Source organism: Citrobacter tructae (assembly GCF_004684345.1).
Taxonomy (GTDB): Bacteria; Pseudomonadota; Gammaproteobacteria; order Enterobacterales; family Enterobacteriaceae; genus Citrobacter; species Citrobacter tructae.
Window position 1 is genome coordinate 3763590 of sequence record NZ_CP038469.1, and the last position, 26289, is coordinate 3789878.

A 26289-nucleotide genomic window follows, 5' to 3' on the forward strand; every position below is an offset into this window, starting at 1 on the left:
GCGGATGATCATAATTGTGAGGTTGGTGCGATAATTACGTTTTCTCTTCATTCTGGATAACGACATGGATAGTGTTGAACTTTCACCCACGACGCGTTGGGGCATGATGTTCATCGGCCTGTTGCAAGGCGTAGTGTGCTACCTGCTGATGACATATCTTGTGCCCTACAATAACTGCTGGTTGTTTTATGGGATGCCTGTGACGATTGCGCTCACTTCGGCGCTCTTGCTTACAGTGGTCTCTTTTAAACAGCGTGCGCTGTGGTACTGGATGGCGCTGATCTTCTGCGTTGTACTAGCGATGAGCGTTTGGCTGAAGTGGCATGTTGAAGGAGGAAACCGGTGGAGTGAGGAAGATATTTTCTTCGTCTACGGTTGGCGTTTACTTCTTATGGCAATGTTGGCGTTGCCCTGGATCCAGTATTCGCTCCACGCGCGTACAGACCAGGCGCGCTATCCGCAGTTTTATAATCAGCTATGGCTTAATGTTCTGACATTGCTGATTGTCTTTGTAGCGAACGGCCTGTTCTGGATGGTGCTCCTGCTGTGGAGCGAGATGTTTAAGCTGGTCGGTATTACCTTTTTTAACACGCTGTTCTTTGAGACAGACTGGTTTGGCTATGTGACGTTTGGCCTTATTACCGCGCTGGCGGTGGTGTTAGCACGTACGCAGTCACGCCTGGTAACAGCGGTACAAAAATTGCTGACGTTGATCGCCACGGGTCTGCTGCCTCTGGTCGCGCTGTTAGCATTGATGTTTATGCTGACATTACCGTTCACCGGGCTGGAGGCTATCTCGCAGCGGGTTTCTGCTGCGGGGTTGATGTCGACGCTGACGCTGCTCCTCCTGCTCTTGATGGTCATTGTTCACGAACCGCAAAAACACGCCTTACCCTATCCAGGGGCGTTACGTTACCTAATTAACACCTCACTTCTCGTCGCCCCTGTTTATATGTTAATTGCCAGTTGGGCACTCTGGGTACGCGTCAACCAATATGGCTGGACGCCCGATCGCCTGCATGGTGCGCTGGTCATTGCTGTGCTGCTGTTATGGTCACTTGGCTATATGGCGAGCATTATGCGCCGTGGTCGCAATCCACTGGAAATACAGGGAAGGGTCTTTCTGGGGATTTCGCTACTGGCGTTGGGGCTGCTGATTCTGTTGACGTCGCCGATCATTGACGTGTGGCGCATTAGCGTCAACAGCCATATGGCCCGTTATCGCAGTGGTCAAATTACGCCGGATCAGGTCAGCCTCTATATGCTGAGTCATAGTGGAAGACCAGGACGTGCTGCGCTGGAGGTGTTACAAAAAGATGAGGCCTTCAATAAAGACAGTAAGCGTAAGCGTGATTTAAACGCCATTCTACGTGGGAATCTTGACCCCATGCGGGAACTGACCGCGACGCAACTGGCACCGGTGGTGATGATTGCGCCGGGTAGCAAGAAACCTGATGACGCATTCTGGCGGTTTGTAAAACAACAAAGTTACCGCATTACCTCCTGTGTTGAGCAGGACGCATGCGTTCTTGTTGATCAAGACCTTAATGCTGATGGAAAACCTGAGCAGGTGCTGTATGCCTTTGGTGATGGAGAGAACCTGATCTTTGGCATAAAGGAGAATCAATGGACATTGCTTGGTACAACCCAGCTACCAGAAGGATTCAACAAGGAAAAACTTCTGCAGGCGGTAGCTAACCGTACGCTGACTTCAGCCCCCAGAATCTGGCGTGATATCACCGTCAACGGCGAAAGGTTAGAGGTTAACTACTACGCTGAGTAAGAGCAGGAATAGGTCGCCCGGCAGAATAGACTGCCTGCCGGGCGAAGAACTTAATGCACTTGTGGGTCTGCGGGGGACGCGTTGTTGCGGATTTCTGCAATATCCATCGCATTAAACAGGTAGTGGCTCGCGCAGTAATCGCAATGCATATCGATCTCGCCTTCTTCCGCCAGGATGCTGTCAACTTCTTCGTCTGGCAGGGTTTTTAGCGCGTCAGCACAGCGTTCACGAGAACAGGTGCATTTGAACACCACGTCCTGCGGATCGTACAGGGTCACCTCTTCTTCGTGATACAGACGCCACAGCACATCATTCGCTGGTAGCGTCAGCAGCTCTTCGGCTTTGATGGTTTCCGTCAGCGTGGCGAGGTGGGTGAAATCATCGGCCTGCGCGTCTTGTGCCGGCATCACCTGTAACAGCATACCGCCAGCGGCTGGTTTGCCATCGACGTCGCCAGTGCGGATAAACAGACGCGTTGGCAGCTGTTCTGAACGCAGGAAGTAATCTTCCAGACAGGCAGCCAGCGTGTCACCTTCCAGACCGACCACGCCCTGGTAGCGCTCGCCTTCTTCCGGGGTAATGGTGATCACCAGGTAGCCGTTACCGACCAGCGTTTTCAGATCTGCGTTTTCAGGGATATCGCCCTGAATGCGTGCGACACCACGCATCTGCTGCTTGTTGTTACCGTTAATCACCGCCAGGCTCAGCGGACCATCGCCCTGGAGCTGTACGGTGATATCACCGGCAAACTTTAGCGTGGCGGTCAGCAGGCTGGTAGCTACCAGCAATTCAGCCAACACGGTTTTGACCGGCTGCGGGTAAGTATGGTTTTCGAGGATCTGTTGTAGGGTTTCTGAAACGGTTACCAGCTCGCCGCGCACGGCAAAGTTTTCAAACAGATAACGATGTAATTGGTCATGTTGCGGCATAATCATCTCTCTTGCGGGTGACAGTCACTCACTGTCGCCGTGTTTAAATCGTAACAGGTCGCGGCGCTCTTTTTTGTCCGGTCGCCTGTCCGGATGCGGCATGGTCAACGCGTTAAGTTTACGCGCCAGTGCTATTTTTTCGCGTTTTTCGACGCTTTGCGCCGTTTCTTCGTACAACGCAACGGCTTCCGTTGCCGGGCGACGTTGTTCGGTAATGGCCTTAATAATCACCGTCCGCTCGTCATTTCCCTGGCGCAGGGTGAGGGTGGCATTCAGCTCGACAATCTTGCTCGGCTTACTGCGCTGCCCGTTGTAATGCACCTTACCGCCTTCAACCATGTCGCGGGCTATCGCACGCGTTTTATAAAAGCGCGCAGCCCATAGCCATTTATCCAACCTGACTTCTACAGGGGGTTTCTCTTTCATGGCATCTCCTTCACATCAGTGAGGGGATCAGTCGGCGGTAGTCATTCAGTGACGGATGGCGTGCGTACTGTTTTTCCGCAATACCTGAATCGGGATTGGTCACGCCGAGGCAGTAACGAATGCCGAATTGAGCAGCGGCGTCGAGAATGGGTTCGCTGTCGTCAATAAACAGCGTTTTCTCAGCACTCATTCCCGTTTCTTCAGCTACAGCGTGCCATAACCGCTGATCCTCTTTGGGATAACCAAATGTGTGGGTGGAAAGTAATAAATCAAGGTGTGAGGCCAGACCGGTATGCTCCAGCTTCACTGCCAGGTTATGTGGATGCGCGTTGGTGAGCAAAATACGGCGCTTGCCGCTGGCTTTTAGGGCATCAAGAAACGGTACGGTATCTTCACGTAAAACGGCGCGTGGTCCCTGTTCCGTCGTCATGGCGCAAATATCCAGACCCAGGCATTCGCTCCAGTAATCCAGGCAGTACCAGTTAAGCGTATGCTGCACGGCGTGATATTGCTGACGAATATAGTCCTGGGCTTCCTGAGGAGAGATACCCTGCTGCGCGCCGTAGGTTTCCGGCACCAGTTTTTGCCAGAAATAATTATCGAACGCCAGATCGAGCAGCGTGCCGTCCATATCCAGCAAGACGGTATCAACATTTTGCCAGGCGATATTGATATGCATAAGAACTCCCCAGAGGAACACATGATGCGCGACAGGGTAGCATATCCTGTCGCGTGGACGTGTTATCGAATGAGGCTTTCCGGATCGTTAATCAGCGTTGGATTCAGGCAACTTTCGTAATATCCCTGAATTTCCGCGATGCGCGAGCGGTGACGCTGGTAGCGTCTGAACGCCTGAACGCCATTGTAGAGAGCACAACCCAGCATGGAGAACATCAGCAAGGTGGTGCCGAGGTAACGCCACAGGCCTGAACGATCTGGGATACGGTGCAGACCGATGTGCTGGGTTCCGTTGGCGTCGGTCGTGATATTGGTGACGATCCCTTCAGCACGGAAAGGCGTTTGCATGAGCATCTGCGCCAGACGCTGGAAGGCGTTCCACTGCTCCTGAGGCGGATAGTCATACAGAGACGTCGCGGGCCAGGGCTGATCGACCAGATCGCTGCCTTCGTCACTGATAATCAAAAAACCACCCGGGGCAGGGCTGTTAAGAGCCTGAGCGGCGCGGGCGGTCTCACGTGCAATAAACGGCGCTGTGGAGGTATTGACCAGGTTATCCAGCGACTCGGCACTGACCGGGCGCAGCAGCACGTTCACGCCATCCAGCTTACCTGCATTTGCCCGTTTAACCAGCGCGGTCCAGTCTTTACTGTTACCCAGATTGACCAGCGCATTTTTCAGTCGCACACAGTCATCTTTGGCGGCGCACAGGTCCGCGGTCTTCAGGACAATCTCGCCAAAGTCATCCAGCAACACCATACCTGATTTCTGAATGGCCGAACGTAATGATGCGCTTACGCGGGAATCATCATCAGGTTTGGGATGCAGTTGGCGGTTGACGGCCTGCGTGAGCGCCGTGGCTTTATTCACCAGATCGGATTCGGGTAGCGGCAGCGCGCGCGCGTCGTTCCAGAGAATCTGCGAGCAATCAAAGGGCAGAAAAGGCGTGGTAGGTTGAGCGCTCCAGCTTCCGGTCGTATGAATATTACACATCCCCGTACCGCTCAGATGCAGAGTATCGCCGACGCGAACCCCGGCGTTTTCGAGCTGTTTAACGCTGGTGGCCTCAATGGTTTGTGCACCTTTCATCCATGAAAGCGTGAATTTTATCGGCATATCCAGAGGGATCCAGAACAGCAGCATCAGCAGTACCAGCAACGAGCCACCCGCGATAACGGCGCTGCGTAGCCAGTGCTGCAAGGGAAAGTTTTTCACTTCGTCATGCAGGGATAAAAAACGTCCCTGGCGGACAACGTGGCGATCGAGATAAATATCGATATCCGTTTGTTGCCCGAGATCTTGCGCAATGTAGGGCTGCCAGTGAGGCGGATAAATCAGGTCGATAATGCCCAGTGAGATATTATTAATGTGTTCCTGATCGTTTTCGCCAAACAGCCCCCAACGACGTGGGGTTCCACGCAGGCAGTGGATCTCCCGCAGGGCGGTTTTAGACGGCGGGGCGAACAGTCCCCACAGGCCTGCTGCCAGCAGCAATACAGCGCCACCGGCCATCCACGGTACAAAGGTATCCGGTACGATTAGGCAAAAGAAGAACAGCAGGAAAGAAGCGGCAATCAGTAACGCCTCGCGAAGTCCTGCGGGGCGGCTAAGCGCATATTCTTCATGTGTTTCCTGGCGAATATTCAGCAGCTCTATCTGCTCGCTCTCTTCACCACGAATGGAAGCTTGCGTTGATGCGGTATGCTGCAGCGCATAGCCACGCGCTTCCTGCATGTACTCTTGCAGCGTATGGCCGTTTAACGAGATCACTAGCGGTAGCGTATTTGTGTGGATCAGCTCAACGCTATTTTCGTCATTGATGTATTGTTCCCAGAAGGGAGGCAAATGCACCTCGACGGAATCCAGATAATAACGCCACTTATTGGGATCGTCGGTGGTGATACCATAGCGGGTAATCGAATGCGTAAGCACGATGACGCTATTACTTTGGGCATTTAGCGTTAACGATACTGGTGCGGAGCTGGCGCCTGTTGGGCCAAGAACCTGCTGGTTTTGATTCAGGTTCTCCAGATAATTTTCGACTGCGCTGCGCTCTTCGGGCGTCAGTTTACGCTTATCGGCGTCTGAGAAGACGTTGCTCCAGGGCAGTTTTTGCCGCCTGGATTTTGATCTGAGTCGCCACCCTGCAAGCAATGAGCAGGCCAGCAAAGCAGCTAAAAAAATCAGAATGGTGCTCATGCTTTCCCCATCTTACTTAGTCTGGCAGGTGTAGTCAGTTGCACCCTGTTCAATAATCGTGATTCTGCGGTTGGCTATCGGCAAGCGTGGAGTTGAACTTGAGCATCTTTAAAATACAGCCCAGTAAATGCGAATCATAGCAAAATCACCAAAAACGGCATATCAGCAAATTCCTGGAGTTATTTCAACCTATTGACTTTTAATTTGAAATGAGAAATAACTTTTATCACGTTACATAAATGTAAATAAACGGCAATTCACATTGCCGAAACCGTGCGGTATATCGCACAATGACCCCAGATTTCACTGCAAAGATCCTCACAATGAGCAAATCATTACAAAAACCCACGATTTTGAAAGTGGAAACCGTCGCACAATCCCGGCTGTTTAAAGTCGAAAGTGTCGACCTTGAGTTCAGCAACGGCGTACGCCGCGTCTACGAACGTATGCGTCCGTCCACGCGTGAAGCGGTAATGATTGTGCCGATTGTTGATGACCACCTGATTCTCATCCGCGAATACGCGGTCGGGACCGAATCTTACGAGTTGGGTTTTTCCAAAGGGTTAATCGATCCTGGTGAAAGCGTGTTTGAGGCGGCAAACCGGGAGCTGAAAGAAGAGGTCGGGTTTGGGGCGAAGGACCTGACGTTTTTGAAAAAACTCAGCATGGCACCGTCATATTTCTCCAGCAAGATGAACATTGTTGTGGCCGAGGATCTGTATCCTGAATCGCTGGAAGGTGACGAGCCTGAGCCGTTGCCACAGGTACGCTGGCCACTGGCGCATTTGATGGACTTGTTAGAAGACCCGGATTTCCACGAAGCACGCAATGTGAGCGCACTGTTTCTGGTGCGCGAATGGCTGAAAGGGCAGGGGCGGCTGTAGGCCGAACAGGATGACGCGGTAATATGCTCGCAATAAAAAAGGCGCCGAAGCGCCTTTTTTTGATCAGAACAGTTCGTGCGTTTCACCATTATCGATAATGGTGGTCCCCACTTCATGTACCGCCTGCTGCGTGGGCTGAGTGCCTTCAATAAAATACTCTTCACGGCTGTTGCCGCCGCTCGCCAACTGACCGGTGCTGCGATCGATATTGACCGTTACAATGCCCGGCGGTGGTGTCAGCGGCTGCTCAGGAACGCCCTCTAACACACTCTTCATGTAGGCATCCCACGCTGGCTGGGCGCTCTTCGCTCCGCCTTCGTAGCCGGAGATCTGATCTTTGATCGCGCCAGAAGCCGTAGAGTGTCCAAGGTTACGGCGATGGTCATCAAAACCGATCCATACTGAGGTCACGACCCCAGGGCCGTAGCCGGAGAACCAGGCATCTTTCGAGCTGTTGGTGGTCCCGGTTTTACCGCCGATATCGCGACGCTGTAAATCGCGACCCGCACGCCAGCCGGTTCCCATCCAGCCTGGTTCACCAAAGATATTGGTGTTTAGCGCGCTTTTAATCAGGAAAGCCAGCGGCGTGTTGATCACGTGAGGAGCATATTCCTGCGTCCCGCTTTGCGCGACCAGTGCCTGATTCGCCTGCTCCAGTTGCGGCATTGGCACGGCGGCATTCTGCTGCTCCTGAGAAATCGCGACGTCCTCAACGTTACTGTTTTCCAGCACGTTAGATTTCTGTGTATCGCCATAAATCACCGGAATATCACACTCCGGGCAAGCAATTTTCGGCTTCGCTTCGAAGATAACGCCACCCTGATCGGTTTCAATCTTGCTGATGAAGTACGGATCAACCAGGAAACCGCCGTTGGCCATCACCGCATAACCACGTGCTACTTGCAGCGGGGTGAACGAGGCGGAACCTAGTGCCAGCGATTCGGTATGAACGATGTTTTGCGCTGGGAAGCCAAAGCGTTGCAAGTACTCTGCCGCGTAATCTACGCCCATCGCGCGCATGGCACGAACCATTACCACGTTCTTCGACTGACCCAGCCCCTGACGTAAGCGGATAGGTCCGGCATATTGCGGGGGTGAGTTTTTCGGCTGCCAGTCTGAACCCGCACCTGCATCCCAGCGGGAGATCGGGACGTCATTCAACATGCTTGCCAGCGTCAGGCCTTTATCCATCGCGGCGGTGTAGAGGAACGGTTTGATATTTGAACCGACCTGACGTAACGCCTGGGTAGCACGGTTAAACTTGCTCTGGTTGAAATCAAAACCACCGACCAGCGCCATGACCGCGCCGTTTTGTGGATTGATGGAGACCAGCGCGGAGTTGACGTCTGGAACTTGCGCCAGCCACCATGCGTCACCGACTTGGCGTACCCAAATCTGCTGACCCGTCTGGACAACATCGGTCACTTTTCGCGGTATCGGGCCCTGTTGGGTATCGGAGCGGTAAGGACGCGCCCAGCGCATGCCTTCCATACGCAATGCAACCGACGTGCCGTCTGCCAGCATCGCTGTGGCTTCCTGCGGGTTGGCGCTCGTTACTGCCGCCGGTAGCAATGGCCCGTAGGTCGGCAGCGCTTTCAACGTGTCGGTGATTTTCTTGCTGTCCCAGGCGCCTTCACCGACTTTCCACAGCACATTTGACGGGCCGCGGTAGCCGTGGCGCATGTCGTAATCCATGACGTTGTTACGGACGGCCTGCTGGGCCGCCTGCTGGACTTTGCGCGTAATGGTGGTGGTGATGCGATACCCGTCTTCATAGGCTTTTTCACCATAACGGCTATACATCTCCTGGCGCACCATCTCAGACAGATATGGCGCAGAGAAAGCGATTTCCGGAGCGTGATAGTTGGCGTCAATGGCTTCGCTGCGCGCCTGATCGTACTGGGCCTGCGTGATGTAGTTTTCACTCAACATACGCGACAGCACAACGTTACGTCGCGCGGTAGCCCGGTCCATTGAATAAAGCGGGTTGAAGGTTGACGGTGCTTTTGGCAGACCGGCAATGACCGCCATCTCACTTAAGCTGAGCTGATCAACCGTCTTACCGAAATAGACCTGAGCGGCAGCACCCACGCCATAGGCGCGATACCCCAGGTAGATCTTGTTCAAATACAGCTCGAGGATCTCATCTTTGCTCAGCAGTTGTTCAATGCGGATCGCGAGGAACACTTCTTTTATCTTACGCATCAGCGTGCGTTCCGGGCTGAGGAAGAAGTTTCTTGCTAACTGTTGAGTGATGGTACTCGCCCCTTGCGACGCGTGACCGGAGAACAGCGCGACGCTGGCCGCACGGAAGATCCCCACCGGGTCAACGCCGTGATGCTCATAGAAGCGGCTGTCTTCGGTGGCGATAAAGGCTTTGACCATTTCTGGTGGCATCTGATCCAGCGTTACCGGAATTCGACGTTTCTCGCCATATTGCGCGATCAGCTCGCCGTCAGCGCTGTAAACCTGCATCGGGATCTGCAAACGCACATCTTTTAACGTCGCGACGTCAGGTAATTGCGGCTCAATATAGCGATAGAGGCCATAAACCGAGCCTGCTCCCAGCAGGATGCAACATACTGCAAGGATTAATAAATACTTTACGAACTTCACTGGAGATTTCCCATTTAGTGGCATTTGGGCAGTTTATAAACAAACGCGCGGTAGTATAAAGGCAAGCCAGACGCATTGATATACCCGTTAGAGCAACGGGTGATAAGGAGATCATCAGCAATGGCTTTCAATATCTGGAAAATTGGTCTGCATATTCAGCAACATGAAGTACTGGCTGTTGCCGTCGTTCGCGACGCATCCGGTTGGTTTCTACAGCGCTGGTGGCGTATGCCGCTGGCAGGGCTGGAGATTGTCGACGGACACATTCGCGCGCCAGAACAACTTACAGAGGTGTTATTGCCGTGGAGTCGTGAACTCCCCCGCAGACACCACATCCATCTGTCCTTTCCCGCCCACAGGACGTTACAAAAAAAGTTTCCATGCCCTGCCATGAAGCTGCGTGAGCCAGAGCAAACGGCATGGTTATCCGGGGCGATGGCGCGTGAGTTGGATATGGACCCCAATACGCTGCAATTCGATTATAGCGAAGACACCTTAATCCCGGCGTTTAACGTGACCGCCGCGCAAAGCAAAGAGGTATCGACCCTCCTGACGCTGATGCAAACGCTGAAAGTACAGGTGACGGCCATTACGCCGGATGCCAGCGCGTTACAGCGCTTTATTCCTTATTTATCGGCGCATCAGCAGTGTCTGGCCTGGCGTGATGACGCGCAGTGGTTGTGGGCGACCCGCTATGCGTGGGGGCGTAAATCGGCAAGTGAAAGCCATGCTATTGACGATCTTGCCGCGACATTATCGCTTAGCCCGGAGGAGATTGCGTGGTGCGAGCCAGGCGGCTTTGATCCTTTAAGCGTGGTGTCTGTTCGCCAGCCGCCCATTCCACCTGAAGGTCACATCTTTACCATTGCGCTTGGACTGGCAATGGGAGGTACAGAGTGATGATAGCGACCATCAACCTTCTCCCCTGGCGTCAGTCACAGCGGCGCGCCTGCCTGCGGTTTTGGGGTGTTTTATTTAGCGGTTCACTGTTGTTGATTGTGGGCTGTGCATTGAGCTATTACGCCGTCGTCGTCGAAGACAGCCGGGTTCATGCTGTGTGGATAGCCGCTGAGAAAACGCGGGCCGAAGGGCTTGTGGCACAAAAACAGCATTTGCTGCAGCGCCAGCAGCAATGGCAACAGCTGCAGCAGCGTAATACGCAGCGTGACGAGACGCGAAGCTGGCAGTTGGTGCTCGAAGGACTGGCGAACTTACTGCCAGAACAGGCATGGTTGATAACCCTGACATGGCAGCACGAGGTGCTGGAATTGAGCGGAATGACGCTCAACTTTACCGCACTCAATGCGCTGGAAACGCAATTACGCAAACAGCCTTTTTTTCGCTTAGGGAGTTCCGGCGAAACGCGGCAGGATGCGCAAGGCCGTTGGCAATTCCACTATCGTCTGACGCGGAGCGTGAAGCATGACAGCGCTTTGTGATGGCTGGTTAGCGCAGTCACCGCGTTTTCGACTCATGTGTTGGGGCGGATGGCTCTTGGTTTTGGTCATGATTGCCGTGTTATGTCTTTATCCTGCCAGGCAAGAGCAGGGTTCACAACGAGAAGCTCTGGAGCAGCAACGTACAGCAATGCAGCTGCAATGGCGAAATCTGTACCTGTTGGCTGTCTCGGTGAACCGGCCCCTTTCCTTGTCTGAAGAGAAGCGGATACCTTTTTCTCCGTTGGTCTTTCAGACCCCTCTTACACGTCTTATTCATTGGCGGCCCTCCGCACAGGGGGGAGAGATGGCCCTGAAGTCAGCCTGGGATGCTGTCCCGCCGATGTTTGTCCGGCTGGCAGAGCAGGGGATGAAGGTAAGCCAGTTTTCTCTCAGCGTAGAAGATACTGAACTGCTGTTAACGCTACAGCTGGAGCGTCTGAATGAGGGGTAAACGCTGGCTGTTAGTGAGTGTCAGCATGCTGATACTGACCGGTATGCGCAACCCCTTTCAACCGGCAGAGGATCGTTGCCATATCGCTGAGTTATCGGCGTGGCGCTATCAAGGTGCGGTGAGTCGGGGCCCGCGCCTGATTGGCCTGGTTCAGGATGATAAGCATAAATGGCGGCGGGTCGAGCTGCATGAGACGTTGAATGGTGGCTGGATGATTTCTCAGATTTCGGCGCAAAGCGTAACCATTGAGACAGGTAAAAACTGCGAGCCGCCACGGTGGCAGTGGCAGCGACAAGGAGAGGTGAATGAAGCGATGGATAGTCATGACGCTGATGATAATCATCCCCAGCGTGCTGGCGGGAAAAACGCAAAACGTGACGCTGGTGGTAGATGATGTTCCCGTGGTTCAGGTATTGCAGGCGCTGGCGGAACAGGAAGGTAAAAATCTGGTGGTTTCTCCGGATGTCAACGGTGTGCTTTCACTGCATCTGACGGATGTACCGTGGAAGCAGGCATTCCAGACGGTGCTGAAAAGCGCCGGGCTGGTATTGCGCCAGGAGGGGAGCATCCTGCATGTGCATTCAGTGGGCTGGCAGAATGAAAATGCGGCGCGCCAGGAGAGCGAGCAGGCACGACTGCAGGCCAGCCTTCCGCTGGAACATCGCAGCATTGTTTTGCAGTACGCGGATGCCGCTGAACTGGTAAAAGCGGGTGAGAAACTGCTGAGCGCTAAAGGCAGTATGACGGTGGATAAACGCACGAATCGACTGCTGCTGCGTGATAACAAGCCCGCGCTGATTGCGCTGGAAACGTGAGTGGCGCAAATGGACTTGCCGGTTGAACAGGTCGAACTGGCGGCACACATCGTCACGATTAACGAAAAAAGTCTCCGTGAACTGGGCGTGAAGTGGTCACTGGCCGATGCTCAGCAAGCAGGGGCGGTAGGTAATATTACGGCACTTGCCAGCGATCTCTCTGTGTCCGCTGCAACTTCGCGTGTGGGGTTCAACATTGGCCGTATTAATGGTCGTTTACTGGATCTGGAGCTGTCTGCGCTGGAGCAAAAACAGCAGCTTGATATCATCGCCAGCCCACGATTACTGGCATCTCACCTGCAACCTGCCAGTATTAAGCAGGGGAGCGAGATCCCTTATCAGGTCTCTAGTGGGGAAAGTGGCGCGACATCTGTCGAATTCAAGGAAGCCGTGCTGGGGATGGAGGTCACACCCACCGTGCTGCAGAAAGGGCGAATTAGACTAAAGTTGCATATCAGTCAGAATGTACCCGGACAGGTGCTTCAGCAGGCGGATGGTGAAGTACTGGCTATTGATAAGCAGGAGATTGAAACGCAGGTCGAGGTAAAAAGCGGAGAGACAATTGCACTGGGCGGGATTTTTTCACATAAGAATAAATCTGCGGCGGACAGTGTGCCGTTGTTAGGTGATATCCCCTGGCTTGGTTATTTATTTCGCCATGACGGCAAAGAAGATGAGCGGCGCGAGTTAGTGGTATTTATCACGCCCAGACTGGTCTCGAGCGAATAATTTATGCATGAATAACCGTTGTTTTTGCACTGAACACGTTTCAGAGATTTGACGTGCGGGTGTATTTAGCATACAAGGAGTACCGATTTGAGCGTCGGTACTTTTCTTTACTTGTGCACCAGTAATACGCTTTGCCTTTCTGGTGGTGTGTCATTGGTTGATTTGGCGTCATTTGGCTGCGCGATTCGTCGCCAGACCTGATGTTTGCAGGGTAGTACGCCTGCCACGACCAGAAATGCGAAAGGTTTGGTGATTTATTCAGTTGCCAAACCCGCTTGAGTATTGAGATAATTTTCAGTCTGACTCTCGCAATATCTTATGAGGTTTCAGTTCATGTCCTGCTGCGCTGAGTGTCTGCGAAGCGGGTTTACCATTAACGAATAGTCTTAGTAGTACCGAAAAAATGGCAGAGAAACGCAATATCTTTCTGGTTGGGCCTATGGGTGCCGGAAAAAGCACTATTGGGCGCCAGTTAGCTCAACAACTCAATATGGAATTTTACGATTCTGATCAAGAGATTGAGAAACGAACCGGAGCTGATGTGGGCTGGGTCTTCGATGTAGAAGGTGAAGACGGCTTCCGCGATCGCGAAGAAAAAGTCATCAACGAGTTGACGGAAAAACAGGGTATTGTGCTGGCAACTGGCGGTGGCTCTGTAAAATCACGTGAAACACGTAACCGTCTTTCCGCGCGTGGCGTCGTGGTCTATCTTGAAACGACAATTGAAAAACAACTTGCGCGAACTCAACGCGACAAGAAACGCCCACTGCTGCAGGTAGAATCACCGCCTCGCGAAGTTCTGGAAGCGTTGGCTGACGAACGCAACCCTCTGTATGAAGAGATTGCTGACGTGACCATTCGCACCGATGATCAGAGCGCTAAAGTCGTGGCAAACCAGATTATTCATATGTTGGAAAGCAACTGATTCTGGCTTAATACACTCGTCTGCGGGTACAAGTAACTAAGGTGGATGTCGCGTCATGGAGAGGATTACAGTCACTCTCGGGGAACGTAGTTACCCTATCACCATCGCGGCTGGTTTGTTTAATGAACCGGCTTCATTCTTACCGCTGAAATCGGGCGATCAGGTTATGTTGGTGACCAACGAAACCCTGGCTCCCCTTTATCTCGATAAGATTCGCGGCGTACTTGAACAGGCGGGTGTTAATGTTGATAGCGTCATCCTTCCCGACGGCGAGCAGTATAAAAGCCTGACGGTACTGGATACGGTATTCACAGCATTACTGCAAAAACCGCACGGTCGCGATACCACGCTGGTTGCTCTTGGTGGCGGCGTGATTGGCGATCTTACCGGTTTTGCAGCCGCCAGCTATCAGCGCGGCGTACGTTTTATTCAAGTCCCGACAACCCTGTTGTCGCAGGTTGATTCCTCCGTTGGCGGCAAAACCGCCGTAAACCATCCCCTCGGCAAAAACATGATTGGTGCCTTTTACCAACCGGCTTCCGTGGTGGTGGATCTCGACTGTCTGAAAACGCTTCCTGCGCGTGAACTGGCGTCGGGTCTGGCGGAAGTGATCAAGTACGGCATCATCCTTGACGGTGAATTTTTCAGCTGGCTGGAAGACAATCTGGACGCATTACTCCGTCTGGAAGGTCCGGCAATGGCGTACTGTATTCGCCGTTGTTGTGAGCTGAAAGCAGAAGTTGTCGCAGCAGACGAGCGCGAAATGGGCTTACGTGCTTTACTGAATCTGGGGCATACGTTTGGCCATGCAATCGAAGCTGAAATGGGTTATGGCAATTGGTTACATGGTGAAGCGGTGGCCGCTGGTATGGTAATGGCTGCTCGTACGTCAGAACGTCTGGGTCAGTTTTGCTCCGTGGACACGCAGCGCATCATTACGCTGCTGAAACGGGCAGGCTTACCGGTTAATGGACCACGTGAGATGTCCACTCAGGCCTATTTACCGCACATGCTGCGAGATAAAAAAGTGTTAGCGGGGGAGATGCGTTTAGTGCTTCCGTTGGCAATAGGGAAGAGTGAAGTGCGCGGCGGAGTGTCGCACGAGGTGGTTCTTAACGCTATTGCTGATTCCCAGCAGGCGTAACAACAAGAAAGGTCCGGCTTGCGTTGTAAAACGTAAGTCTTTTAGCTTCAGGTTATGTGCAAAGTCGTAAGCATTAACCTTTGAGTGGGGTGTTAAATGGATGAATTCAAACCAGAAGACGAGCTGAAACCCGATCCCAGCGATCGTCGTACTGGTCGTTCTCGTCAATCGTCTGAACGCGATAATGAGCCGCAAATCAATTTTGATGATGTTGATCTGGATGCTGACGATCGTCGTCCAGCGCGCGCGCGTAAAGAACGTGACGAAGAGCAAGACATTGAAGAAGATTATGAATCTGATGACGATACCGTGGATGAAGAGCGTGTAGAACGCCGTCCGCGTAAGCGTAAGAAAGCCGCCAGCAAACCTGCTTCTCGCCAATACATAATGATGGGTGTGGGCGTTCTGGTATTGCTGCTGTTGATCATCGGCATCGGTTCAGCGTTGAAAGCCCCCTCATCTCCCTCTTCCAGCGATCAGACGGCGTCTGGCGAGAAGAGCATCGATCTTTCTGGCAGTAATGCGACCGATCAGGCGAGTACAAATCAGCCTGCGGCGGGCGCTGTGCAGCCGGCTGGCAATGCGCAGCAGGATGTTTCTCTGCCGCCGATTTCCTCTACGCCGACTCAAGGGCAAGCACCTGCTGCCGCAGAAGGCCAACAGCGTGTTGAAGTTCAGGGCGAGCTGAATAACGCTCTGACGCAGCCGCAAGGTCAGGAGCAGGTTAACAACGTGGTAGTGAATTCCACGCTACCGACTGAACCTGCTACCGTTGCGCCAGTTCGCAATGGCAATACGCCGCGTCAGACTGCAGCAACTGAGCCTGCTGAGCGTCACGCAACCACGCGTCCGGAGCGCAAACAGGCCGTTATTGAGCCGAAGAGCAAGCCGCAAACTACCGTGAAAGCGACGCCGACAGAGCCGAAACCTGTTGCTCAGGCGAAGAGTACTGAACCGACAGCGCCAGTCACCACGACGAAAGCGCCAGCGGCAACGGCTGCGCCAAAAGCGACAGCAGAGCCAAAAGCAACCGTGAGTACCACACCAGCTCAGAATGCTACCCCAGCGCCAACGGCGACAACCCCTGTTGCTGGCGGTGCAAAAACGGCAGGCAACGTTGGAGCGTTAAAATCAGCGCCGTCTAGTCATTATACTCTGCAGCTCAGCAGTTCTTCTAACTACGACAACCTGAATGGTTGGGCGAAGAAAGAGAACCTGAAGAACTATGTGGTGTATCAGACGACGCGTAACGGCCAGCCGTGGTATGTTTTGGTGACAGGCGTATATGCGTCTAAAGACGATGCAAAACGTGCGGTGTCTACGTTACCAGCCGACATTCAGGCGAAAAACCCGTGGGCGAAACCGCTGCATCAGGTTCAGGCCGATCTGAAGTAAGATAGGATATGTTCTGCAATGGTTCGATGTTTCGCCCAATTGCGGGACAAAGACTAAAGCGCAGGATGCTGTCGGAGCTTTCTCCACAGCCGGAGAAGGTGTAATTAGTTAGTCAGCATGAAAAAAAATCGCGCTTTTCTGAAGTGGGCAGGGGGAAAATACCCCCTGCTTGATGATATAAAACGGCATTTGCCTCAGGGCGAATGTCTTGTTGAACCCTTCGTGGGTGCCGGGTCGGTGTTCCTTAACACCGACTTTTCTCGTTATATTCTTGCCGATATCAACAGCGACCTCATCAGTCTCTATAACATCGTGAAGTCGCGTACCGATGAGTATGTGCAGGCTTCGCGCGAGCTGTTTGTCCCTGAGACCAATCAGTCTGAGGTGTACTATCAGTTTCGGACAGAATTTAACGCAAGCCAGGATCCGTTCCGACGCGCGGTACTGTTCTTATACCTGAACCGTTTTGGCTACAATGGCCTGTGTCGGTATAACCTCCGTGGCGAATTTAACGTGCCGTTTGGCCGTTATAAAAAACCCTACTTCCCGGAAGCAGAGTTGTATCATTTTGCCGAAAAAGCGCAGAATGCAGAGTTTCATTGCCTCTCTTATGAACAGTGCATGGATCGTGCTGATATCAACTCTGTGGTTTATTGTGATCCGCCTTATGCGCCGCTTTCGGCGACGGCGAATTTCACCGCGTATCACACCAATAGCTTTAGCCCGAAAGAGCAGGCGCATCTGGCCGAGATGGCAGAAAAGCTGGTCAGTAAGCAGATCCCGGTGTTAATTTCGAACCATGATACGCCCGATACGCGCGAGTGGTACCGAGCGGCGAAACATTTTCAGGTCAAAGTGCGGCGCAGTATAAGCAGCAACGGCGGCACACGTAAAAAGGTGAACGAACTGCTGGCTCTGTACAAACCAGGAGTCGTAACGCCCGCGAAAAAATAATTCTCAAGGAGATGCGGATGAAACAGTATTTGATTGCCCCCTCAATTCTGTCGGCTGATTTTGCCCGCCTGGGTGAGGACACCACGAGCGTCCTGACCGCCGGTGCCGATGTCGTGCACTTCGACGTCATGGACAACCATTATGTACCTAACCTGACTATCGGGCCGATGGTACTGAAATCGCTACGCAAATACGGGATCACCGCCCCTATTGATGTGCATCTGATGGTGAAGCCGGTAGATCGTATTATCCCGGACTTCGCGGCTGCGGGCGCCAGTATCATTACTTTTCATCCGGAAGCCTCCGAACACGTCGATCGTACTTTACAGCTGATCAAAGAGAATGGCTGCAAGGCGGGTCTGGTGTTTAACCCAGCCACTCCGCTGAGCTACCTGGACTACGTCATGGATAAGCTGGATGTGATCCTGCTGATGTCCGTCAACCCCGGTTTTGGTGGGCAATCTTTCATTCCGCAAACGCTGGAAAAATTGCGCGAAGTCCGTCGCCGTATCGATGAGTCTGGCTATGACATTCGCCTGGAAGTCGATGGCGGCGTCAAGGTGAACAATATCGGCGAAATCGCCGCTGCGGGTGCGGATATGTTTGTCGCGGGTTCCGCGATTTTTGACCAACCTGACTACAAAAAAGTCATTGATGAAATGCGCCATGAACTGGCGAAGGTAAGTCATGGATAAATTTCAGGACATTCGGGGCGTTGCTTTTGACCTCGACGGTACGCTGGTTGATAGCGCGCCGGGATTAGCCGCCGCAGTGGATATGGCGCTGTACGCGCTGGAATTACCTACTGCAGGCGAAGAGCGCGTGATTACCTGGATTGGTAATGGCGCGGATGTATTGATGGAGCGGGCACTCACCTGGGCTCGACTGGAACGCGCCACACTGCGTAAAACGATGGGCAAACCGCCCGTCGATGACGATATTCCAGCTGTTGAGCAGGTGCGTATTTTACGTAAGCTATTTGACCGCTATTACGGTGACGTTGCCGAAGAGGGGACGTTCTTATTCCCACACGTTGCCGATACGCTGGGCGCGCTGCATGCGAAAGGCCTGCCGTTAGGTTTGGTGACCAACAAGCCGACGCCGTTTGTGGCACCGCTGCTTAATGCACTGGACATTGCCAAATATTTTAGCGTAGTCATCGGCGGTGATGACGTGGAAAACAAAAAACCGCATCCAGACCCGCTGCTGTTAGTGGCTGATCGGATGGGGATCGCGCCTGAACAATTGCTCTTTGTGGGTGATTCGCGCAATGATATTCAGGCAGCAAAAGCCGCTGGCTGTCCTTCGGTTGGCCTCACGTATGGGTATAACTACGGTGAAGGGATCGACCTCAGCCAGCCAGATGTCATTTACGACAGCATTAATGACCTTCTGCCCGCACTCGGGCTTCCGCATAGCGAAAATCAGGAATTGAAAAATGACTAAGCCCATCGTTTTTAGTGGCGCACAGCCCTCAGGTGAATTGACCATTGGCAACTATATGGGTGCGCTGCGTCAATGGGTAAACATGCAGGATGACTACCATTGCATCTACTGTATCGTGGACCAGCATGCTATCACCGTCCGCCAGGACGCGCAGAAATTGCGTAAAGCCACGCTGGATACGCTGGCGCTGTATCTGGCGTGTGGTATCGATCCTGAGAAAAGCACCATTTTCGTTCAGTCCCACGTACCGGAACATGCACAGTTAGGCTGGGCGCTGAATTGCTACACCTATTTCGGCGAACTGAGCCGTATGACCCAGTTCAAAGATAAATCTGCCCGTTACGCTGAAAACATCAATGCCGGTCTGTTCGACTACCCGGTGCTGATGGCTGCCGATATTCTGCTGTATCAGACCAATCTGGTACCGGTAGGGGAAGATCAGAAACAGCACCTGGAACTGAGCCGTGACGTCGCCCAGCGTTTTAACGCACTGTATGGTGACATCTTCAAAGTGCCTGAGCCGTTTATTCCGAAGTCCGGCGCGCGCGTGATGTCCCTGCTGGAGCCGACGAAGAAAATGTCTAAGTCGGATGATAACCGCAACAACGTGATCGGCCTGCTGGAAGATCCGAAATCTGTGGTGAAGAAGATCAAACGCGCTATGACGGATTCCGATGAGCCGCCTGTTGTACGCTACGATGTGCAGAATAAAGCGGGTGTCGCCAACCTGCTGGATATTCTCTCTGCCGTGACGGGCCAGAGCATTCCAGAACTGGAGCAGCACTTTGAAGGCAAGATGTATGGCCACCTGAAGGGTGAGGTCGCTGACGCCGTTTCCGGTATGCTGACTGAGCTTCAGGAACGTTATCACCGTTTCCGTAACGATGAAGCCTTCCTGCAGAAAGTAATGAAAGACGGTGCAGAAAAAGCCAGCGCGCGTGCTGCACAAACCCTGAAAGCGGTATACGAAGCAATTGGTTTTGTCGCCAAGCCGTAATTCATTCAGTGTCGTTAAGAACCGGGTTACGCCCGGTTTTTTTTCGCCTGTGCTTTTCGAACAACAAAAAAATGTGAAGCGCCTCGCCGTTTGTGTATCTCGCCATTGCGTTATATCTTCACTTTAATGAAGATATAAATATTCAATTTACTGAAAATATATAATGAGTCGGACATTTATCAAGAAGGAAGGGGTTGTACTGACAACTCTGGCCCGTTACCTGCTCGGTGAAAAGTGTGGTAACCGTTTAAAAACTATCGATGAACTGGCGAGCGAATGCCACTCGTCGGTGGGATTAACGCAGGCCGCGCTAAAAACACTGGAATCGTCAGGAGCGATCCGTATTGAGCGTCGTGGGCGTAACGGTAGCTTCCTGGTGGAGATGGATAATCGCACGCTGTTGACGCATGTCGATATCAATAACGTGGTCTGTGCGATGCCGCTGCCCTATACCCGTTTATATGAAGGGCTGGCGAGTGGGCTGAAGGCGCAATTCGACGGGATCCCATTTTATTACGCACACATGCGTGGGGCCGATATTCGCGTGGAATGCCTGCTCAATGGCGTCTACGACATGGCGGTAGTTTCTCGTCTGGCGGCGGAAAGTTACCTTGCGCAAAATGGGCTTCGCATCGTACTGGCGCTGGGACCGCACACTTACGTAGGCGAACACCAACTCATCTGTCGCAAAGGTGAATCCGGACGCGTGAAGCGGGTGGGACTGGATAACCGCTCGGCGGATCAGAAAATCATGACCGAAGCCTGTTTTGGTGGCCACGATGTCGAATTGATTGACCTGCCTTACCATGAGAGCTTGCAGCGCATTGCGAAAGGGGACGTGGATGCGGTGATCTGGAACGTGGTTGCGGAGGCTGAGCTGGCGGTACTAGGGCTGGAAGCCACTCCGCTGACCAACGATCCGCGATTCCTGCAGGCGACGGAGGCAGTGGTGCTGACCCGGACAGATGATTATCCGATGCAGCAGTTGCTCCGTGCTGTCGTCAACAAAGAAGCACTGCTTGCTCACCAGCAACGTGTGGCAAATGGCGAGCAGGAACCCAGTTATTAAGTTAAGGCGAATGTCATGGAAAAAAGGTTAAACCTGCTATGTGATGCGGGCGTTATCGACAAGGATATCTGCAGCGGCATGCTGCAGGTTGTGAAGCAACTTGATGAAGAGTGGCGTTTACCGATCCATACCGAGCAAGGGGAGATGGCGATGACCCATATGGCGAGCGCATTGATGCGTAGCCGTCGGGGGGAAGTCATCGAAGCCCTGGATGACCAACTGCTGGCTGAAATGGCGCAATCAAATCTCTGGCCAACTATTTTATTGGTGCATCATGGGCTGCTGAAAGAGTTTGCGCTTACGCTGCATGCGAATGAAGAGGGATATCTGTTGGCGAATCTGTACGGATTGTGGATGGCGGCGGAAGAAGGCGTTTGAAAGAAACGGAATCTCAATGTATTGCACCTTAAATATTCAAAAAAATGAATATTTGGCTGAAGGATTAGAAACGAGGCATACAGATGTTTATACATGCATTGAAACGCCAGAACCCTGCACTTATCGCGGCTGCTGTTGCCCTGTGGCAGGAAGGAAAGATCGCGCCGGACAGTTGGGTTATTGATGTTGACCAGGTGATTGAGAATGGCAAGCGCCTGTTAGAAGTGGCGCAACAACACGGTATCTCACTCTATTTAATGACCAAGCAAGTTGGGCGAAATCCCTGGCTGGCGGAAAAGTTATTACAGCTCGGCTACGCGGGGATTGTGGTCGTGGATTATAAAGAAGGCCGGGTCATGCGTCGTGCGGGGCTACCGGTCGCGCATCAGGGGCATCTCGTACAGATCCCTTCGCGACAGGTTAGTGATGCAGTGGCTCAGGGTACTGACGTCATTACTCTTTTTTCGCTGGATAAAGCGCGTGAGGTTTCCGCTGCGGCGGTAAAAGCTGGCCGTGAACAGGCTGTCATGCTCAAAGTTTACGATAAAGATGATTTTCTATATCCGGGGCAAGAAAGCGGATTTCCGCTGACCTGTCTGAACGATGTCGTGAGTGAAATACGTAGTTTACCTGGCCTGCATCTTCGCGGGCTAACCCATTTCCCCTGTCTGCTGTGGGATGAGAAATCCGCAGAAACGGTACCGACGCCAAATCTGCACACCCTGGTGGCGGCCCGACGTCAGTTAGCGGCGGTGGGAGTTGAGATTGAACAACTCAATGCCCCTTCCGCCAGTAGCTGCGCATCGCTACCGTTATTGGCGAAATATGGCGTAACTCACGCCGAGCCTGGACATGCGCTGACCGGAACCGTTCCTTCCAATCAGAAGGGCGATCAACCTGAACGTATTGCAATGCTCTGGCTGAGCGAGGTTTCCCATCAATTCCGTGGAGACAGCTATTGCTATGGTGGCGGCTATTACCGTCGCGGCCATGCGCAAAATGCGCTGGTCTTCACGCCAGAGAGTGACGCCCCTATCGCAGCGACGCTGAAACCTGTGGATGACAGCAGTATCGATTACTACCTGCCTCTGGCAGGCGAATTTCCGGTGAGTAGCGCGGTAGTGTTCTGCTTCCGCACACAGATCTTCGTGACGCGCAGCGACGTGGTGCTGGTGTCTGGTATCCAGCGCGGTGCGGCTGAGATCGTCGCCCGTTACGACAGCCTTGGCAATGTACTGGAGGAGTAATGGCCCGATTCGTGGTGTTGGTGATCGATAGCTTTGGTGTCGGTGCAATGAAAGACGTAACGCTGGTCAGACCCCAGGATGCCGGGGCGAACACGTGTGGACATATTCTTGCTGAAGTACCGTATTTACACCTCCCGGCCCTCGAAAAACTGGGATTGATTAATGCGTTGGGCTATACGCCAGGCGTGATGAAACCTTCGGCATCGGCAGTCTGGGGCGTTGCGGAGTTGCAGCATGAAGGTGGCGATACTTTTATGGGGCATCAGGAAATTTTAGGTACACGGCCACAAGCGCCGCTGCGGATGCCGTTTAGTCAGGTTATCGACAGTGTTGAACTGGCGCTGAAAACTGCAGGCTGGCAGGTAGAACGATGTGGCGGCGATCTTGCGTTTCTATGGGTCAACGAGGCTGTAGCTGTGGGGGATAATCTCGAAGCGGATTTAGGTCAGGTCTACAACATTACCGCCAATCTTACCGCTATCCCATTTGATGAGGTGCTGGAAATAGGTCGCGTAGTACGTGAGCAGGTACAGGTCGGGCGGGTGATCGCATTTGGCGGTTTGCTTAATGACAGCCAGCGCATTCTGGACGCCGCCGAGACCAAAGAAGGCCGTTTTATCGGCATTAACGCTCCACGTTCCGGCGCGTATGAAAGTGGCTTTCAGGTCAGGCATATGGGTTACGGCGTAGATGAACAGGTACAGGCTCCACAAAAGTTGCATGAGGTCGGGGTGCCAACAGTTTTGGTTGGCAAAGTAGCGGATATCGTCAGTAACCCTCACGGACGTAGCTGGCAAAACCTGGTGGACAGCCAGCAGATTATGGATATCACCCTGGATGAGTTTCAGACTGAATCTACGGTTTTCATCTGCACCAACATCCAGGAAACCGATCTCGCCGGACATGCCGAAGATGTCGCACGTTATGCCGAACGTTTGCAACTTGTTGACCTTAACCTTTCGCGTCTTCTGGCTGCTATGGATCCACATGATTGTCTGGTGGTCATGGCCGATCACGGCAACGATCCCACCATTGGACATAGCCATCATACCCGTGAAGTTGTGCCGGTGCTGGTGTACCAGCAGGGGCTGGAGCCAGGCCAGTTAGGTGTCCGTGCCACGCTGTCGGATGTTGGTGCGACGGTATGCGAGTTTTTCGGTGCTCCTCCACCACAAAACGGCACCTCTTTTCTTTCTGCGTTACGACTCACAGGAGATGTTTTATGAGCATTGATACGACGGGCTACACCTATGCCCACGAGCATCTGCATATCGATCTCTCTGGTTTTAAGGGGAATCTCGACTGCCGGTTAGATCAGTACGATCTCATCTGTCAGGAGATGAAGGATCTGCGGGTGTTAGGCGTCAGCAACATTATTGAGATGACCAACCGCTACATGGGACGTAACCCGCAATTTATGCTCGATCTGATGCGCGATACGGGGATCAATGTGGTGGCTTGCACCGGCTATTACCAGGATGCGTTTTTCCCCGAGCATGTGGCGACCCGAAGTGTGGAACAGCTCGCGCAGGAGATGGTTGATGAGATCCTCATTGGCATTGATGGTACGGAACTCAAGGCTGGGATCATCGCGGAGATAGGCTCCAGCGAAGGGGTGATCACCTCGCTTGAGGAGAAGGTGTTCATCGCTGCCGCACGTGCGCACAACGAAACCGGGCGTCCCATCTCGACGCATACGTCTTTCAGCACTATGGGGCTGGAGCAACTGGCGCTGCTGAAAACTCAGGGAGTTTCCCTCGCGCGCGTGGTTGTCGGCCACTGCGATTTAAAAGATAACCTCGACAACATTCTGCGCATGATCGATCTCGGTGCGTATGTACAGTTCGACACCATTGGCAAAAACAGCTACTACCCCGACGAGAAACGCATTGGCATGCTGCATGCGCTACGCGATCGCGGGCTGCTTAACCGCGTGATGCTCTCAATGGATATTACCCGTCGCTCCCATTTAAAAGGCAATGGCGGCAACGGCTATGACTACCTGTTAACGACTTTTATCCCACAGTTGCGCCAGTCAGGATTCGACCAGGCCGATGTGGACACGATGTTACGTGATAACCCCTCACAATTTTTCCAATAAGGATAGAACCATGAAAAAGATTGGCGTTGCTGGCTTACAGCGTGAGCAGATTAAAAAGACCATCGAAACGGTTGCTCCAGGCTGCTTTGAAGTATCAATTCACAACGATATGGACGCGGCAATGAAGGTGAAATCCGGGCAGCTGGACTACTACATTGGCGCTTGTAACACCGGAGCCGGTGCCGCATTGTCGATTGCCATCGCGGTAATTGGTTACAACAAAAGCTGCACTATCGCCAAGCCGGGCATTAAGGCGAAAGACGAACATATCGCAAAAATGGTTGCGGAAGGGAAGGTGGCTTTTGGCCTCTCCGTCGAACATGTTGAACATGCGATCCCGATGCTGGTTAACCATCTGAAATAAAAGGCACTATTATGGATCTGTACATTCAGATTATCCTGGTGGCCTGTCTGACCGGCATGACATCACTTCTGGCGCATCGGTCGGCTGCCGTTTTTCATGATGGAATCCGTCCTATTCTGCCGCAGCTTATTGAGGGGAATATGAACCGCCGTGAGGCGGGGAGTATCGCGTTTGGTCTGAGTATTGGTTTTGTTGCCTCCGTCGGGATCTCGTTCACCCTGAAAACTGGGCTGCTTAATGCGTGGCTGTTGTTTCTGCCAACGGATATTCTCGGCGTGCTGGCGGTTAATAGCCTGCTGGCGTTTGGTCTGGGGGCTATCTGGGGCGTATTGATCCTGACCTGTCTACTCCCGGTGAACCAGTTACTGACGGCATTACCCGTAGATGTGTTGGGTAGCCTCGGGGAGTTGAGTTCTCCGGTGGTAGCGGCATTTGCGCTCTTTCCTCTGGTGGCGATTTTCTATCAGTTTGGCTGGAAGCACAGCCTGGTTGCTGCCTTTGTGGTGTTGATGACTCGCGTGGCTGTCGTTCGTTTCTTCCCACACCTAAATCCGGAATCAATCGAGATTTTCATTGGGATGGTCATGCTGCTGGCGATTGCTATTTTCCACGACATACGCCACCGCGGTGATGAGGAGATGGATGCCAGTGGGCTATCAGTGTTTGAGGAACGAACCTCGCGAATCATTAAAAATCTGCCTTATATCGCCATTGTTGGTGCGCTGATCGCCGCTGTCGCCAGTATGAAGATATTTGCAGGTAGCGAAGTATCTATCTTTACGCTGGAAAAAGCCTACTCGGCGGGGATAACGCCGGAACAGTCGCAAACGCTGGTGAATCAGGCGGCGCTGGCGGAGTTTATGCGCGGGCTGGGTTTTGTGCCGCTGATTGCCACCACCGCGCTGGCGACGGGGGTTTACGCGGTAGCTGGTTTTACCTTTGTTTATTCAGTTGGCTATCTGGCGCCGAATCCGTGGATTGCGGCTATCCTTGGCGCCGTAGTGATTTCAGCGGAAGTGCTGCTGTTACGCTCCATTGGTAAATGGCTGGGTCGCTATCCGTCAATACGCAACGCGTCGGACAATATTCGTAATGCGATGAATATGCTGATGGAAATGGCGCTGCTGATCGGTTCGATTTTTGCCGCAATCAAGATGGCAGGCTATACCGGATTCTCTATTGCGGTTGCCATTTATTTCCTCAACGAATCAATTGGACGCCCGGTGCAGAAGATGGCAGCACCGGTAGTAGCAGTGATGATCACCGGTATTCTGTTGAATATTCTCTATTGGTGCGGGCTGTTTGTCCCGGCCTGAGGAG

At 52.9% G+C, this 26289-nt stretch carries 25 protein-coding genes and 1 pseudogene; 21 read left to right on the forward strand and 5 right to left on the reverse strand.

All coding sequences use genetic code 11. The features are described from left to right. Positions 1-64: 64 nt before the first annotated feature. The gene (locus tag E4Z61_RS18605; RefSeq protein WP_135324044.1) at positions 65-1783 is read left to right on the forward strand and encodes a DUF4153 domain-containing protein; all 1719 of its coding nucleotides are present in this window, start codon (positions 65-67) and stop codon (positions 1781-1783) included. Positions 1784-1833: 50 nt separating this feature from the next. Here E4Z61_RS18605 and hslO read toward each other — a convergent pair whose 3' ends face one another. The 4 genes from hslO to igaA all read right to left on the reverse strand — a co-directional run bounded on the left by hslO (position 1834) and on the right by igaA (position 6015). Then, entirely contained in the window at positions 1834-2712 is an 879-nt protein-coding gene (hslO, locus tag E4Z61_RS18610; protein WP_135324045.1) for an Hsp33 family molecular chaperone HslO, read from the reverse strand. Between the two features lie 24 nt (positions 2713-2736). Further along, entirely contained in the window at positions 2737-3138 is a 402-nt protein-coding gene (hslR, locus tag E4Z61_RS18615; RefSeq protein WP_135324046.1) for a ribosome-associated heat shock protein Hsp15, read from the reverse strand. A 10-nt stretch (positions 3139-3148) separates the two neighbouring features. Further along, on the reverse strand, positions 3149-3817 hold the full coding sequence (gene yrfG, locus E4Z61_RS18620; protein ID WP_135324047.1) for a GMP/IMP nucleotidase: 669 nt from the start codon (positions 3815-3817) through the stop codon (positions 3149-3151). Positions 3818-3879: 62 nt separating this feature from the next. Further along, positions 3880-6015: an intracellular growth attenuator protein IgaA gene (gene igaA / locus E4Z61_RS18625; protein WP_135324048.1), complete on the reverse strand. Its 2136-nt coding sequence runs from the start codon at positions 6013-6015 to the stop codon at positions 3880-3882. A gap of 323 nt (positions 6016-6338) precedes the next feature. Between igaA and nudE the strand changes: the two genes are divergently transcribed. Next, positions 6339-6899 carry an ADP compounds hydrolase NudE gene (gene nudE, locus E4Z61_RS18630; protein ID WP_003827667.1) on the forward strand — a complete coding sequence of 187 codons (561 nt, stop codon included), beginning with the start codon at positions 6339-6341 and terminating at the stop codon, positions 6897-6899. 63 nt (positions 6900-6962) lie between these two features. Here the strand turns inward: nudE and mrcA are convergent, their stop codons facing one another. Further along, positions 6963-9515: a peptidoglycan glycosyltransferase/peptidoglycan DD-transpeptidase MrcA gene (gene mrcA / locus E4Z61_RS18635; protein WP_167817566.1), complete on the reverse strand. Its 2553-nt coding sequence runs from the start codon at positions 9513-9515 to the stop codon at positions 6963-6965. Positions 9516-9635: 120 nt separating this feature from the next. Between mrcA and E4Z61_RS18640 the strand changes: the two genes are divergently transcribed. From E4Z61_RS18640 to E4Z61_RS18735, 19 genes and pseudogenes are all read left to right on the forward strand, one after another. Further along, the gene (locus E4Z61_RS18640) at positions 9636-10415 is read left to right on the forward strand and encodes a DNA utilization protein HofM (RefSeq protein ID WP_135324050.1); all 780 of its coding nucleotides are present in this window, start codon (positions 9636-9638) and stop codon (positions 10413-10415) included. Next, positions 10415-10954, forward strand: coding sequence for a PilN domain-containing protein (locus E4Z61_RS18645; protein WP_135324051.1), 540 nt, complete (start codon positions 10415-10417; stop codon positions 10952-10954). Before E4Z61_RS18640 ends, E4Z61_RS18645 begins: the two co-directional genes overlap by 1 nt. Then, positions 10938-11405, forward strand: coding sequence for a HofO family protein (locus E4Z61_RS18650; protein ID WP_135324052.1), 468 nt, complete (start codon positions 10938-10940; stop codon positions 11403-11405). Before E4Z61_RS18645 ends, E4Z61_RS18650 begins: the two co-directional genes overlap by 17 nt. Next, positions 11395-11799 (forward strand): HofP DNA utilization family protein, encoded by a 405-nt coding sequence (locus tag E4Z61_RS18655; protein ID WP_135324053.1) that lies wholly within the window; start codon positions 11395-11397, stop codon positions 11797-11799. The genes E4Z61_RS18650 and E4Z61_RS18655 overlap by 11 nt, the downstream gene beginning before the upstream one ends. Beyond that, positions 11711-12949, forward strand: a pseudogene (gene hofQ, locus E4Z61_RS18660) (DNA uptake porin HofQ). The gene E4Z61_RS18655 and the pseudogene hofQ overlap by 89 nt, the downstream one beginning before the upstream one ends. 403 nt (positions 12950-13352) lie before the next feature. Further along, entirely contained in the window at positions 13353-13874 is a 522-nt protein-coding gene (aroK, locus tag E4Z61_RS18670; RefSeq protein ID WP_003023552.1) for a shikimate kinase AroK, read from the forward strand. 55 nt (positions 13875-13929) lie between these two features. Next, the gene (gene aroB, locus E4Z61_RS18675) at positions 13930-15018 is read left to right on the forward strand and encodes a 3-dehydroquinate synthase (RefSeq protein ID WP_135324054.1); all 1089 of its coding nucleotides are present in this window, start codon (positions 13930-13932) and stop codon (positions 15016-15018) included. A 96-nt stretch (positions 15019-15114) separates the two neighbouring features. After that, positions 15115-16413, forward strand: a complete 1299-nt coding sequence (gene damX / locus E4Z61_RS18680) for a cell division protein DamX (protein WP_135324055.1) — start codon at positions 15115-15117, stop codon at positions 16411-16413. A 117-nt stretch (positions 16414-16530) separates the two neighbouring features. Further along, a complete protein-coding gene (gene dam, locus E4Z61_RS18685; protein WP_135324056.1) occupies positions 16531-17367 on the forward strand; it encodes an adenine-specific DNA-methyltransferase in 837 nt (278 codons plus the stop codon). 17 nt (positions 17368-17384) lie between these two features. Further along, on the forward strand, positions 17385-18062 hold the full coding sequence (gene rpe, locus E4Z61_RS18690) for a ribulose-phosphate 3-epimerase (RefSeq protein WP_135324057.1): 678 nt from the start codon (positions 17385-17387) through the stop codon (positions 18060-18062). After that, complete coding sequence (gene gph, locus E4Z61_RS18695) at positions 18055-18813, forward strand: phosphoglycolate phosphatase (RefSeq protein ID WP_135324058.1); 759 nt, start codon at positions 18055-18057, stop codon at positions 18811-18813. The genes rpe and gph overlap by 8 nt, the downstream gene beginning before the upstream one ends. Beyond that, complete coding sequence (gene trpS / locus E4Z61_RS18700) at positions 18806-19810, forward strand: tryptophan--tRNA ligase (RefSeq protein WP_135324059.1); 1005 nt, start codon at positions 18806-18808, stop codon at positions 19808-19810. The genes gph and trpS overlap by 8 nt, the downstream gene beginning before the upstream one ends. Positions 19811-19973: 163 nt before the next feature. Continuing rightward, entirely contained in the window at positions 19974-20879 is a 906-nt protein-coding gene (gene yhfZ / locus E4Z61_RS18705; protein WP_135324060.1) for a GntR family transcriptional regulator YhfZ, read from the forward strand. Between the two features lie 15 nt (positions 20880-20894). Beyond that, the gene (locus tag E4Z61_RS18710) at positions 20895-21257 is read left to right on the forward strand and encodes a PRD domain-containing protein (RefSeq protein ID WP_135324061.1); all 363 of its coding nucleotides are present in this window, start codon (positions 20895-20897) and stop codon (positions 21255-21257) included. Between the two features lie 83 nt (positions 21258-21340). Then, the gene (locus tag E4Z61_RS18715) at positions 21341-22504 is read left to right on the forward strand and encodes a YhfX family PLP-dependent enzyme (protein WP_135324062.1); all 1164 of its coding nucleotides are present in this window, start codon (positions 21341-21343) and stop codon (positions 22502-22504) included. Continuing rightward, the gene (locus E4Z61_RS18720) at positions 22504-23730 is read left to right on the forward strand and encodes a phosphopentomutase (RefSeq protein WP_135324063.1); all 1227 of its coding nucleotides are present in this window, start codon (positions 22504-22506) and stop codon (positions 23728-23730) included. The genes E4Z61_RS18715 and E4Z61_RS18720 overlap by 1 nt, the downstream gene beginning before the upstream one ends. Then, positions 23727-24605 (forward strand): phosphotriesterase-related protein, encoded by an 879-nt coding sequence (locus E4Z61_RS18725; RefSeq protein ID WP_135324064.1) that lies wholly within the window; start codon positions 23727-23729, stop codon positions 24603-24605. The genes E4Z61_RS18720 and E4Z61_RS18725 overlap by 4 nt, the downstream gene beginning before the upstream one ends. Positions 24606-24615: 10 nt before the next feature. Continuing rightward, a complete protein-coding gene (locus tag E4Z61_RS18730; RefSeq protein ID WP_135324065.1) occupies positions 24616-24969 on the forward strand; it encodes a DUF2620 domain-containing protein in 354 nt (117 codons plus the stop codon). Positions 24970-24980: 11 nt separating this feature from the next. Then, entirely contained in the window at positions 24981-26285 is a 1305-nt protein-coding gene (locus E4Z61_RS18735) for a YhfT family protein (protein ID WP_135324066.1), read from the forward strand. Positions 26286-26289: the final 4 nt, after the last annotated feature.